The organism is Nocardia sp. CY41 (assembly GCF_009829325.1).
Classification (GTDB): Bacteria; Actinomycetota; Actinomycetes; order Mycobacteriales; family Mycobacteriaceae; genus Nocardia.
This window is the reverse complement of sequence record NZ_VUOS01000001.1, coordinates 406,216-418,540: the sequence shown is the minus strand read 5'-3', so window position 1 is coordinate 418,540 and position 12,325 is coordinate 406,216. Positions and strand designations below refer to the sequence as shown.

At 70.4% G+C, this 12,325-nt stretch carries 13 protein-coding genes and 1 pseudogene; 6 read left to right on the top strand and 8 right to left on the bottom strand.

The window, feature by feature from the left end:
• Positions 1–83: 83 nt before the first annotated feature.
• The gene (locus GVY64_RS02025) at positions 84–320 is read left to right on the top strand and encodes a DUF3039 domain-containing protein (RefSeq protein ID WP_195083704.1); all 237 of its coding nucleotides are present in this window, start codon (positions 84–86) and stop codon (positions 318–320) included.
• Between the two features lie 6 nt (positions 321–326).
• On the opposite strand, the gene GVY64_RS02020 is transcribed toward GVY64_RS02025, so the two are convergent.
• Positions 327–1,493 carry a YihY/virulence factor BrkB family protein gene (locus GVY64_RS02020; protein WP_159838066.1) on the bottom strand — a complete coding sequence of 389 codons (1,167 nt, stop codon included), beginning with the start codon at positions 1,491–1,493 and terminating at the stop codon, positions 327–329.
• 192 nt (positions 1,494–1,685) lie between these two features.
• On the opposite strand from GVY64_RS02020, the gene GVY64_RS02015 reads away from it, so the two are divergent.
• Positions 1,686–3,437 (top strand): DEAD/DEAH box helicase, encoded by a 1,752-nt coding sequence (locus GVY64_RS02015; protein ID WP_442939504.1) that lies wholly within the window; start codon positions 1,686–1,688, stop codon positions 3,435–3,437.
• 6 nt (positions 3,438–3,443) lie between these two features.
• Here the strand turns inward: GVY64_RS02015 and GVY64_RS02010 are convergent, their stop codons facing one another.
• Positions 3,444–4,046 (bottom strand): TetR/AcrR family transcriptional regulator, encoded by a 603-nt coding sequence (locus GVY64_RS02010; RefSeq protein WP_159838064.1) that lies wholly within the window; start codon positions 4,044–4,046, stop codon positions 3,444–3,446.
• A 105-nt stretch (positions 4,047–4,151) separates the two neighbouring features.
• On the opposite strand from GVY64_RS02010, the gene GVY64_RS02005 reads away from it, so the two are divergent.
• Positions 4,152–4,892: an SDR family NAD(P)-dependent oxidoreductase gene (locus GVY64_RS02005; protein ID WP_159838279.1), complete on the top strand. Its 741-nt coding sequence runs from the start codon at positions 4,152–4,154 to the stop codon at positions 4,890–4,892.
• On the opposite strand, the gene GVY64_RS02000 is transcribed toward GVY64_RS02005, so the two are convergent.
• On the bottom strand, positions 4,893–5,660 hold the full coding sequence (locus tag GVY64_RS02000; protein ID WP_236566540.1) for an AraC family transcriptional regulator: 768 nt from the start codon (positions 5,658–5,660) through the stop codon (positions 4,893–4,895). It lies immediately after the preceding gene.
• 55 nt (positions 5,661–5,715) lie between these two features.
• Between GVY64_RS02000 and GVY64_RS01995 the strand changes: the two genes are divergently transcribed.
• The gene (locus GVY64_RS01995) at positions 5,716–6,285 is read left to right on the top strand and encodes a class I SAM-dependent methyltransferase (RefSeq protein WP_159838062.1); all 570 of its coding nucleotides are present in this window, start codon (positions 5,716–5,718) and stop codon (positions 6,283–6,285) included.
• Between the two features lie 36 nt (positions 6,286–6,321).
• On the opposite strand, the gene GVY64_RS01990 is transcribed toward GVY64_RS01995, so the two are convergent.
• The gene (locus tag GVY64_RS01990) at positions 6,322–6,876 is read right to left on the bottom strand and encodes a hypothetical protein (RefSeq protein WP_159838060.1); all 555 of its coding nucleotides are present in this window, start codon (positions 6,874–6,876) and stop codon (positions 6,322–6,324) included.
• Positions 6,876–8,639 (bottom strand): DEAD/DEAH box helicase, encoded by a 1,764-nt coding sequence (locus GVY64_RS01985; protein ID WP_159838058.1) that lies wholly within the window; start codon positions 8,637–8,639, stop codon positions 6,876–6,878. The genes GVY64_RS01990 and GVY64_RS01985 overlap by 1 nt, the downstream gene beginning before the upstream one ends.
• A gap of 157 nt (positions 8,640–8,796) precedes the next feature.
• Here GVY64_RS01985 and GVY64_RS01980 point away from each other — a divergent pair.
• Positions 8,797–9,489 (top strand): annotated as a pseudogene (locus tag GVY64_RS01980) (TetR/AcrR family transcriptional regulator C-terminal domain-containing protein); the annotation flags it as partial.
• A 128-nt stretch (positions 9,490–9,617) separates the two neighbouring features.
• Here GVY64_RS01980 and GVY64_RS37635 read toward each other — a convergent pair.
• A complete protein-coding gene (locus GVY64_RS37635) occupies positions 9,618–9,812 on the bottom strand; it encodes a DUF7455 domain-containing protein (RefSeq protein ID WP_159838275.1) in 195 nt (64 codons plus the stop codon).
• Positions 9,813–10,088: 276 nt separating this feature from the next.
• Here GVY64_RS37635 and GVY64_RS01970 point away from each other — a divergent pair, with 276 nt between their 5' ends.
• Positions 10,089–10,448 (top strand): DUF952 domain-containing protein, encoded by a 360-nt coding sequence (locus GVY64_RS01970; RefSeq protein WP_236566539.1) that lies wholly within the window; start codon positions 10,089–10,091, stop codon positions 10,446–10,448.
• On the opposite strand, the gene GVY64_RS01965 is transcribed toward GVY64_RS01970, so the two are convergent.
• Positions 10,449–11,096, bottom strand: coding sequence for a response regulator (locus tag GVY64_RS01965; protein ID WP_159838054.1), 648 nt, complete (start codon positions 11,094–11,096; stop codon positions 10,449–10,451).
• Entirely contained in the window at positions 11,093–12,262 is a 1,170-nt protein-coding gene (locus GVY64_RS01960) for a sensor histidine kinase (protein ID WP_236566538.1), read from the bottom strand. Before GVY64_RS01960 ends, GVY64_RS01965 begins: the two co-directional genes overlap by 4 nt.
• Positions 12,263–12,325: the final 63 nt, after the last annotated feature.

Sequence of the window (12,325 nt, the reverse complement as noted above, 5' to 3'; positions counted from 1 at the left end):
GGGTTCGGCTCCGGAATCGTTGGTGATCCGGGACGCGCCACCGTGGTCGACCCGGTTTCTGCTGATGGGGCATCATGGAATGCGTGAGCACCGACACCATGGTTCGCCCGGATACGACGACCGACGAGACGACGGGCGACGACACCCCGAAGTTCTTCCACTACGTGAAGAAGGACCGGATCGCCGAGAGCGCCGTGATGGGCACCCACGTGGTCGCGCTGTGCGGCGAGGTCTTCCCGGTGACCCGCTCGCCCAAGCCCGGTTCTCCGGTGTGCCCGGAGTGCAAGAAGGTCTACGACGGCCTACGCAAGGGCGACTGACCGGTCCTACTCGCCTGGCGCGGACCCCGCCTTTCGCAGCTCGAGCACGGCGCGCGAGCCGTCGGACCCGGCCTCGTCACGGGCCGTGGCGGCCTCGTCACGGGCCGTGGCGGCCTCGTCCGGGTCCGACGCGTCCTCGTTGTCGGCACCGTTCTCGCCGCGTACCTGGTTGGCGATCCATTCCTTCACCTGCTCCATGCGCGTCGCCCGGGCGGGCCAGAACTCCTGCACCGCCGCGTTGAACTCCGCGCCCAGGATCACCGCGAAACCCAGGAAGAACGTGAACAGCAGGAACGCGATCGGCGTCGCCAGCGCACCGTAGGTGACGCCCGTGCGAGTGACCCAGGACAGGTAGCGGCGCAGCACGTCGCTGGCCGCCATGAAGAAGACCCCCGCCACCAGCGCCCCGCCGAAGAGGCGGTGCCAGGGCAGCGAGGTGTGCAGCGCCAGCTTGTACAGGGTGGTGAGCCCGACGATCAGCAGCAGGCCGACGCCCGGGTAGTAGAAGAAATCCAGCAGTTGCAGTCCGGTCGCCCGCCACGCGCCGGGCAGCACCCGCCCGATCAGCGTCGGCCCCAGCGCCACCAGCGGCAGGATGAACACCGCCGCCACCAGGAACAGCACGTACAACAGCAGGGCGAAGATGCGCTGCCACACCGGGTGCCGCGCGTCCTGCTGGTCGTGCGCCTCCACGATCGAGTCGACGAAGGTGGCCATCGCCGAGGAACCGGCCCACAGCGACAGCACGAAACCCACCGACACCACCGCGCCGCGCCCGCGACCGAGGACGTCCTGCACCGTCGGCTCGATCAGGTCGGACACCACGTTGGCGCTGAACAGGTCCCGGCTGAACGCGATGATCTTGGACTCGACGATCTGCACGGTGTCCGGGCCGAACCATCCGCCGACGTAACCGAGGCTGCCGAGCACCCCGAGCAGCAGCGGAGCCAAGGAGAGCGTCTGCCAGAACGCCGCCGCGGCCGATTTGGCGAAGATGGAATCCGCCCAGGCCTTCTGTGCCACGCGCACGATCAGCTCCGCGGCCCGTTTTCCCGCCACCGAGGCCCGCGCGCCCGCGCGGTCGGCCCATCCAGGGGTGCGCACGGCGGCGGCGCGGGTCGACGGTGCGTCGGTCCGCGGCGGATCGCCCGGGAGGGCGCGGTGCTCGGTCATCGTGCTTACAGCATCGCGCACTTCGGCGATCCGTATCGGGCTGTGCACGCGACGTGTCGGTGCGCATCGGGTGAACACCCAGCATCCCGGCCGGCGGCTGTGTGACGCCCATCGCGACCGCCGCGTCGGTTTGGCGACACGCCGTGCCGGGCCGCTAGGGTCGTCTGCGTGACTGGGTCGGGTGGCGCCGCTGTGGCGGGAGAAGCGGAGACGCCGGGCGATTCGACAACGGTGAGCACCGCCGTCGGCGGCTCCCTCCGCGCCTGGCAGCGACGTGCGCTGACGAAGTATCTGGCCACCAAGCCGCGGGACTTCCTCGCCGTGGCCACCCCGGGCGCGGGTAAGACCACCTTCGCGCTGCGCGTGGCCGCCGAACTGCTGGCCGACCGCACCGTGGACCAGATCACCGTGGTCGCGCCGACCGAGCACCTCAAGCACCAGTGGGCGCAGTCCGCCGCGCGCACCGGTATCGCGCTGGACTCGCGGTTCTCCAACTCCACCGGCGGCACCTCGGGGGACTATCACGGTGTCGTGGTCACCTACGCCCAGGTCGCCGCGCACCCCTCGCGCCATCGCGTGCGCACCGAGAATCGCCGGACGCTGGTCATCCTCGACGAGATCCACCACGCGGGAGACGCGAAGAGCTGGGGTGACGCGACCGCCGAGGCGTTCGGCGACGCCACCCGCCGCCTCGCGCTGACGGGTACCCCCTTCCGCAGCGACGACAGCCAGATTCCGTTCGTCGTCTATGAGCCCGACGAGTCCGGTTTCCCGAAGTCCCGCGCCGACCACACCTACGGCTACGCCGAGGCCCTGGCCGACGGAGTGGTGCGGCCGGTGGTTTTCCTGGCCTACTCCGGCGAGGCGCACTGGCGCGACAGCGCGGGTGAGGAGTATTCCGCGCGCCTCGGCGAGCCGCTGAACGCCGAGCAGACCGCGCGGGCCTGGCGAACCGCGCTCGACCCGGCGGGCGACTGGATCTCCGCCGTGCTGCGCGCCGCCGACATCCGGCTGCGCCAGAAGCGCGCTTCCGGTATGCCCGACGCGGGCGGCCTGGTGATCGCCACCGACCAGGACCGTGCCCGTGACTACGCCGAACTGCTGGAGCACATCTCGGGGGAGAAGCCCGCGCTGGTGCTCTCCGACGATCCGGCCTCCTCCAGCCGCATCGCCGAGTTCAGCAGGAGCACCCAACCCTGGATGGTCGCGGTCCGCATGGTGTCCGAGGGCGTCGACGTCCCGCGCCTGGCGGTCGGGGTGTACGCGACCAGCGCCTCCACCCCGCTGTACTTCGCGCAGGCGATCGGGCGGTTCGTGCGCGCCCGCAGGCCCGGCGAGACCGCGACCGTGTTCCTGCCGTCGGTGCCGGTGCTGCTGGATCTGGCCGCGCAGCTGGAGTTGCAGCGCGACCACGTCATCGGCAAGCCGCACCGGGAGAAGAACGGCCTCGACGACGAACTGCTGATCGAGGCGAACAAGCAGCAGGACGAGCCGGGCGAGCAGGAGAAGTCGTTCGTCGCGCTGGCCGCCGACGCCGAGCTCGACCAGGTGATCTACGACGGGTCCTCGTTCGGCACCGCGACCTTCGCCGGCAGCGACGAGGAAGCCGACTATCTGGGAATCCCGGGGCTGCTGGACGCCGAGCAGATGCGCGCGCTGTTGCGCGAGCGGCAGGCCAAGCAGGTCGCCGAGCGCAGTGTGCCCGCGCCCGTCCCCGATGCAGGTGCCCAGGTGGCCGGCGCGGCGGAGCGTGTCGCCACGGCCGATCGGCTCGGCGAACTGCGGCGCGAGCTCAACAGCCTGGTGGCGATGCATCACCATCGCACCGGCAAGCCGCACGGGGTGATCCACGGCGAGTTGCGCCGCGAGTGCGGCGGGCCGCCGACCGCGCTGGCCTCGGCCGACCAACTCAACGAGCGCATCGCCGCGTTGCGCCGGAAGTAGCCCGCGTCAGTCGGCCGGGGCGGGCCAGGCGGCCATGGCACAGTCGATGGACGCGGTGAGTTCCGCCGGCGACGCCCCGTCCCGCGCCTGGATGGACAGTCCGTAGAGGACGGTGGTGTAGAAACCGGCCAGCGCCGCGCTGTCGGTGCCTTCCGGCAGGTCGCCCTCGGCGACGCCGCGTTCGAGCCGTCGCCGGATGTCTTCGGTCGTCGCTCGGCGCTTGTCGACCAGGAAGTCGCGGATACGGGTGTTGCGTGTGGTGTAAGTGGAGCCGGCGAGCACGACCATGCATCCGTGCGGCTTGTTCTCCTCGGTGTAGGCCCTCGCGTTGTCGCGCAGCATCGCCTCCACAGCCGCCCGCGCGGTCGGCTCCTCGCGCAGCGCGCGGGCGGTGTAGCCGCCGTCGGTGTGCCCGTAGAGTTCGACCGCCGCGCGGAACAACTCCTCCTTGCCGCCGAACGCGGCGTAGAGACTGGGGGAGTTGATCCCCATCGCGGCGGTGAGGTCGCTCATCGAGGCGCCCTCGTAGCCGTGCTCCCAGAACACCTCCATGGCGCGGCGCAACGCCTCGGCGCGATCGAAGGCGCGCGGTCGTCCCCGTCCAGCCATCCCGACCCTTTCTGTGTCGATCGTTAAATATACCCCTTGACATCGTCGCGGCCAATGCGCTTGGCTATTTATGTATTGATCGACACAAAATTTGAGGAGTAGCCGCTGTCGGAGCTGACGGGCAAGGTCGCGCTGGTCACCGGGGGTAGCCGCGGGATCGGAGCGGCGATCGCGCGCCGCCTCGCCGCCGCGGGCGCGGACGTGGCGCTGACCTACCAGCACGCCGAAGGGCAGGCGAAGGCGGTGGTCGGAGAAGTCGAGGCACTCGGCCGCCGAGCCGTCGCGATCCGGGCCGACAGCGCCGACGCCACGGCCGTACGCGCGGCCGTGGACCGCGCCGCGTCCGAACTCGGCGGGCTGGACATCCTGGTCAACAACGCGGGGATCTTTCCGGCGAAGCCGTTCGAGGAGTTCACCCTCGCCGAGATCGACAACGCGCTCGGCGTGCACGCTCGTGCCGCGTTCGTCGGCGCGCAGGCCGCGGTCGCGCACATGACCGCCGGGGGACGGATCATCAGCATCGGCACCAACCTCACCGATCACGCGCCCTTCGACGGTGTGACGCTCTACAACCTCAGCAAGTCCGCCCTCAACGGCTTCACCAAGGCGCTGGCGCGCGAACTGGGCCCGCGTGCGATCACGGTGAACCTCGTGCAGCCCGGCTCCACCGACACCGACATGAACCCCGGGGACGGCGCCCACGCGCAGCGGCAGCGGGAGTTGACCGCGCTGGGCCGCTTCGGCGCCGCCGACGATGTCGCGGCTACGGTGGCCTTCCTGGCCGGTCCGTCCGGGCGCAGCGTGACCGGCGCGTTCCTCACCGTGGACAGCGGCACCAACGCCTGATCAGCCGCTGAAATACCGTCCCGGCGAGACCCCGACGGACCGCCGGAACGCCGCGACGTAAGCGCTCGGCGTCCCGTAGCCGACCCGGCCGGCGATCCGGGCGATCGGCAGGCCCGCGGCGAGCAGCGGCAGGGAAGCGGCAAGCCGGATCTGCGTGCGCCAGTGGGCGAAACCGAGACCGGTTTCCGAGACGAACAACCGGGCCAGGGTGCGCGGGCTGGTCGCGACGTCGGCGGCGAATTCGGCGAGCGTCCTCGGGTCTGCCGGGTCGGCGGCGAGGGCGTCGGCCACCCGCCGCGCCCGCGGATCGGCCGGTAGGTGAGCGCCGATCGGGATCACCTCCACGGGCTCCAGCAGATCGAACACCACCGCTTCCGCGCGCGCCCGCCGCTGCAGGGTGGTGTCCGCCGTGGTGAGCAGGTCGAACAGTTCGTGCAGGAGCCGGGTCACGCGCAACATGGTCGGCGCGCGGAAGTCCACCGCGCACCGGCCGGGGTCGAGGAAGATGCCGCGCATCGCCGCGCCGTCGGACGTGCCGGTGCGGTGCGCGATGCCCGCGGGGATCCACAGCGCCCTCGTCGGCGGCAACACCCAGCGACTGTCGTCCACCTCGACCGCGAGGACCCCGCGGGAGGCCCAGGCGATCTGGTGTTGCGGGTGTTCGTGCAAGCCGAACCAGTGCCCCGCGGGCAGCACGCCGACCCCGAACACCATGGCGGTCGCGCCGGTCGGGGCGGGATGGATCTCGGCGTGACCGTTCTGCGACACAGTTTGTCACCGTAGCTTGTCGTGCCCGGCGCGATCCGTTCCTAGCGTGACAGGCATGGCGATGAACATCTTTCACCGATTGCTGTGCCGCTCGTCGATGTGGGAGAAGACCAGCGCGACGCGCATCGTGCCGTGGGCACTGTCCGGCCTCGACCTCGGCTCCGACACTGTGGAGATCGGTCCTGGCTACGGCGCGAACGTGTCCGCGTTGCTGGCTCGCACCTCCGCGCTCACCGGTGTCGAGATCGATGCGGTGCTGGCCGCGCGGTTGCGCGACCGGCACGGCGCGGCGATGACGGTGATCGACGGCGATGGAGCCCAGATGCCGCTGCCCTCGGGTCGATTCGACTCCGTGGTCTGCTTCACGATGCTGCACCACGTGCCGACGCCCGGTAGGCAGGACGCGGTGTTCGCCGACGCTCTGCGGGTACTGCGCCCGGGCGGCGTGTTCGCGGGCAGCGACGGGCTCGACGGCCGGATGTTCCGCCTCATGCATCTCGGCGACACGTGCGTGCCCGTGCCACCGGAGACGGCCGCCGACCGGCTGCGCCGGATCGGCTTCACCGACGTGGAGATCGACACCGGCGCAGCGAGTTTTCGCTTCCGGGCACGGCGGCCGGAGTGAGGTCCTCGTGGGGCGTAGGGGATCGCCTCTCTCCGTTCAGCCGGGCGTCGTCGTGAAGAAGCGCTGGGGATCCAGCGCACTGATCGGCGTCCACCGGGCCTGTGCTGCGGATGCGTCCGCATCCCGGGGCGCGGCGTCGAAATAGCCCTGGATCGCCAATCCTAGTCGCGGATCCGCGTCGACTTGCCGAGCCATCTCGTAGTAGACGGCCAAGACGTGCACGCATCGTGCCTTGCGTGCCGTGCACGAGCAGTCGGTGCCCGCGAGAACGGGCGCGAGCGAGATCCCGGCCGCCGTCATCGCGTGGTGCATGTCGTCGGTCAGCACGGTCGTGTCCGGCGCGATCCCGGTGACGGCGGTGATCGTCTGCCGGGACAGCGGCGCGACCTCCACGTGGGTCACCGACGCCTGCCCGCCGCGGTGGATGGCGGCTCGCACCACCCGCCCCTCGACGGTGGCCCGAACGCCGTTGTTCCGGGCGATGCTGCGGGCGCGGGGCAACAGCGGATCCGGCCTGGTCTGGCGCAGCGGCTCGGCCAGCCGCACCCAGTCCATGCCCCACGCGGTGTACCCGAATTCGTTGTCGGCCATCAGTTCTCCCTCTTGCGGCGCAAGATCTCGAGCAACTGGTCGTCGTCCAGCGCGGCCAGCGCCGCGATGCCCGCCGCGTCGCCGAGGTCGCGCAGCGCGGCCTTGCGGTCGTGCATGCCCGCGATGTGCTCCTCCACGGTGGTGGTGGAGGTGAGCGTGGTGACGGTGACCGTGCGGGTCTGGCCGATCCGGTGCACCCGGTCGGAGGCCTGTGCCTCCACCGCGGGATTCCACCACCGATCGAAGTGGACGACGTCGGCCGCGCGGGTCAAGGTGAGCCCGGTGCCCGCCGCGCGCAGGCTGAGCACCAGCACCGGTGGGCCGTCCTCGGCCTGGAACCGGGTGACGATCTCGGCGCGCTCGGCCTGCGAGAGCCCACCGTGGAAGAACGGCGCGGTCACCCCGAACCGGTCGGCCAGATGCCGGACGAGTAACTCACCGGTCTGCCGGTACTGGGTGAAAATCAATGTCGGACTATCGGTTTCGAGATTGGTGGCGATGATGTCGGTGCACAGGTCGAGCTTTCCGGACCGGCCGGTCAACTCGTCGAGTTCGCCGGTGATCAGGCCGGGATGGTTGCACACCTGCTTGAGCGCGGTCAGCGCCGCGAGCACGCGGCCGTGGCGCTCGATGCCCGCGCCGAATCCGTCGGCGACGGCTTTGTCGAGCAACTGGTCGTAGAGCCGCTCCTGCTCGGCGGTGAGATCGCAGAGCAGGTCATTGTGGATCTTCGCGGGCAAGGCGGCGGCGACCTGACTCTTGGTTCGTGCCAGCACGACCGGTTCTATGGTGTCGCGCAACCGCGCCGCGGCGGCCGCCGACCCCTCGTGGATCGGTCGTACGAAGCGCCGCCGGAATTGCGTCCGGTGCCCGAACAGTTGCGGCGCCACCAGGTGCAGCAGGGCCCACAACTCGTCGAGATGGTTCTCCACCGGCGTGCCCGTGAGCGCCACCGTCGCGGCCGCGTCGATCGCGCGCGCCGCCTTCGCGACCTGGGTGCGGGGATTCTTCAGCGCCTGTGCCTCGTCGAAGACGGCCGTCGCCCATCCCCGCTGCGCCGCCATCGGTCCGTGCAGTCGCAAGGTCGGATAACCGGTGACGACGATGGTGCCGGCGTCGGCGTCGACGGTGCCGCCACGCCAGACGACCACGCGCAGCCCCGGCGCGAATCGGCCGATCTCGTGTGCCCAGTTGCCGACCAGCGAGGTCGGGCACACCACCACTTGCGGGCCTGCCGAGGCCCGGTCGAGCAGGAAACCGATGGTCTGGACGGTCTTGCCGAGACCCATCTCGTCGGCGAGCACCGCGCCGCCGTGGGCGGCCACCGTTTCGCGCAGCCAGCCGACCCCGCGGGCCTGGTAGGGCCGAAGCCGCGCTTTCAACGTCGCTCGCAGCTCCGCGGTGACCGCCTCGGTGTCGTGCAGGACGCGCAGCGCGCGTTGCGCGGAGACGACCGCGGTGCCGGACGCGTCCGGCACCGCGTGCGCCGCGATGGGCAAGGCAACGCCATCCGTGTCGAGCGGCTCCCCGTCCGGATCGGCGAGCACGGACCGCACGATCCGCTGCCAGGACAGGACCGACTCGCCGGGCTGCTCGGGCGTCGAACCGGCGAGAGTCTCGGCGTCGACCAGGACGGCGTCGACCTCGGCGACCGCGAGGGCTCCGTCCGCGGCCGGGACGGCCAGCACGATGGTCTCGGGGTCGCCCGGACCGGCCGGGAGCGGGCCGGTGGTGGTTCCCGTCCAGGACCAGACCGCGAACATGTGCCGATCGGGCAGGTATGTGGCTTGTGTGCTGGGCAGGGCGCACCCCTCAGATCAACGTATGGTGTACGGAGTACTGTAACAACGTACACCGTATCGAATTGATTCCGAGGAGCCGGTGAGCGAGGACAGCACACTCGACCAGGCCGGGCGGCTGATGAGCCTGCTGTGGCGGCACGAACTTCCACCGCGTCCGGTGGGACGCGGTCCGAAGCAGACCGTGAGCGTCGACGGGGTGGTCGCGGCGGCGGTCGCACTCGCCGACCGCGAGGGCTACGACAAGGTCTCCATCCGCACGGTCGCCGCCGAACTCGGGCTGCGGCCGATGGGTCTGTACACCTATGTGCCGAGCAAGGACGCGCTGACGGTCCTCATGGTCGACGCGGTCGCCGACGAGGATCCGCCCATACCCGGCGATCTGCCGCCGCGCGAGCGGATGGCCGCCGTGGCCAGGCAGGTCCGCGCGGAACTCGTCGCACACCCCTGGCTGCTCGACGTCCCGCCGTGGCGGCTGGTGCTCGGGCCGGGGCGGATGCGCCGCTACGAACGGCAGCTCGCCGCGATCGACGGACTCGGCCTGCCGGACGTGGTGATGGACCGGGTGATCGCCGTGCTGGCGGAGTTCGCCACCGGGAACGCCCGCATGGCGGTGGCCGCGGCCAGAGAGACCGGGCGGATGAGTGACGCGCGGTGGTGGGAGGTGCACGGCCCGCTGCTGGCCGAGGTCATGCCGCCGAGCCGTTTCCCGCTCTCGTCACGCGTCGGTGCCGCGGTTGGTGAGCTGTACCAGGCGCCCGCCGACCCAGACGGCGCCTTCGAGTTCGGCCTGGCCAGGCTGCTGGACGGCATCCCCGGCGCGGTGTCCGGAACCGCACCGCCCCCGCACCCGCGGGCCGGGGGCGACGGGGGGGGCGCCCGCTGCCGGTGGAAACGGTGTTCTGTTGTCCGATGCTGTTGTGTCAGGACGCGAGGAGCAGATCAGAGCGTGGGAGCGGACTCCGTGTCGATCACGGCGTCCAGCTCACGCAGCCGATCCATGTGTTCGTTCGCGTGGTGCTGGCAGAAGAGCAACTCTCCACCCGCGGGCAGTACGGCGCGCACTCGAGCGGCCGCCCCGCAGCGGTCGCAACGATCGACCGCGGTCAGTGGGGTGCTTGTCAGGGTTCCTGGCATGACTCCTCCGTCCTGGCTCCCGGTCCCGACGACCGTTCACCTGGTGTGGGGCCCGTGGTCACTCACCACGAGCTCGCTACCGCTACTTCCCAGCAGGGGTATGACTACTCTGTCAGACGTTCGGGACGGGGGACTTTGTTCCCGCGTATGAAGCAGTGTGTTTTCGATAACACGACCAGGGATTTCGCTACGGGCGAACGCCACAGGTCATGCCGTCGATGTGCGCTGCGTCACACCCTCGATCGACCGATCCAGTTGTCTACCGGGAGATTACCCGTGACCTATGACACTCACACGCTTGTTCACCTATGCACTTTGGACGAATGGCTTTCCGCTCGGCAAACGGGGGAGTACCGTGCGCCCTCGCTCACCGAAGCAGGGTTCATCCATCTCTCCACGCCCCAGCAGGTGCACCTGCCCGCAAACCGCTTGTTTCACGGTCGGCGTGATCTCGTGCTGCTGCGGATCGACGCCCACCGCGTGGGTTCGCCCATCGAATGGGAGCCGGGCGTCCCCACCGACCCGGAATCGATGCTCTTCCCGCATCTGTACGGCCCCCTGCCGGTGGCCGCTGTCACCGGAGTCGATGAGTACCCGCCCGAGGCGGACGGGAGTTTCGCCCCACGCACGGCGTGATCACCGGTCCCGGATCTCGCGCGCCACGATGGCGGCCTGAACCCGCGACCGCACACCGAGTTTCGACAGCACCCGGGACACGTGCGTCTTCACGGTCGTCTCGCCGATGAACAACCGGCGCGCGATCTGCGCGTTGGACAACCCGTCGCCGAGACAGTCGAGCACTTCGCGTTCTCGTTCGGTGAGTCCGTGGAGCCCGTCGGGAGCCGGTCGCGTTCCGGCGCCGTTCGGCGAGGCGAACGCCGCGATCACCGCTCGCGTCACTTCCGGAGCCAGCACGCCGTCACCCGCCGCCACCGCGCGCACCGCCTCGACCAGGGCCCGTCCCGACGTCGATTTCAGCACGAACCCCGAAGCCCCCGCCCGCAGCGTGCGAAAGACGTAGTCGTCCAAGTCGAAGGTGGTCAGAATCAACACCGCGGCCAGACCGTCCGCGGTGATCCGCTCGGTGGCGGCGATGCCGTCCACCCCCGGCATCCGCACGTCCATCAGCACCACCTGCGGCCGCAGCGCTTTCGACTGCGCCACCGCGACATCGCCGTCGGCCGCCTCGCCGACCACCTCGATGTCGTCCTCGGCCTCCAAAATCATCCGCAGCCCCGCGCGAATCGCCGCGTGGTCGTCGGCGATCACCACCCGAATTGTCATGCGGCGTCCATGGATCCGAGCGGCAGGCAGGCCAGAACTTCCCAGCGGCCGGAATCCGTTCCGGCATGCAGGCTTCCGCCGAGCGCAGCGGCACGCTCACGCATATTCGCCAGACCACGCCCGGCTCGATCCGTCGCGCCGGATGGCCGCGGCCCGATCCGGTTGCGGACGGATATGGTGAGCATCCCCTCCTCGGTACGCACGTCGATGCAGATCTCCTGTCCTGGTGCGTGCTTCATGGCGTTGGTCATAGCTTCCTGCACGATCCGATATGCGGCCTGGCCGACCGCACTGGGCAGCGCTGCGCCGGTCGGCGATTCGCGTATCAGCACCGAAACCCCCGCGGCGCGGGCGGCGTCCACCAGGATCGGCAACTGCGCGAGCGTGCGGGGTGCGGCGACCTCCGCCGCGGCGTCGTCGCTACGCAACAATCCGATCATGGTGCGCATCTCCTCCAGCGCACCGACACTGTCGGCCCGGATGGACCGCATGATCCCGGCCACCGCGGGGTCGGCTGTACGGCGGTCCAGTATTCCGAGCGCCGCCTCCGAGTGCAGCGCGATGGCCGACAGGTGCCCGGCGATCACGTCGTGCAGGTCGCGCGCCATCGTGGTGCGCTCGTCGGCGACGGCCGCGCGCCGGTCGAGTTCGGCGACCAGGGTCAGCGCCTGGGCGCGGGCGCGCTCGGCGTGCGCCACCTCCTTGTGCGTGCGCACCGAATTCGCCCACCAGATCGGTGTCGCGACGAAACTGAACACCGCCACCAGGGCGAGCGACACCGCACGCGGGTCGCCGGTCAGCGCCAGAACCAGGACTACGAGGACGCCGGAGAGCGCGAACCAGGACAGTGTCGTGATCCGCGCGTTCCGGCGCCCGGAGTACAGCACGGCGGCGTAGATCAGGTCGGCGTAGATGATCCACACCGACACGGTGGCGCCGAGGCGGATGTCCATCGCCAAGGGGACGAGTCCGCCCAGCATGGCCGCGACCGGTGCGCGGCGCCGGGCGAACGTCGCCAGGCACAGCACGGCGAGCACACCGAATCGCACCCACAACGACACCTGCTCGCCTCGGTCGGTCATCGTCGACAGGCCGGTGAGATAGAGCGCCGCGCCGCCGGCGAACGCGATCACCGCGCCCAGCGCGTCCCGCGTCCGCTCCGGCAAATCCGACCACCGCCGCACGCCTCCATCACAGCACAGCGCAGACGACGCGCCATCGGCCGAAGT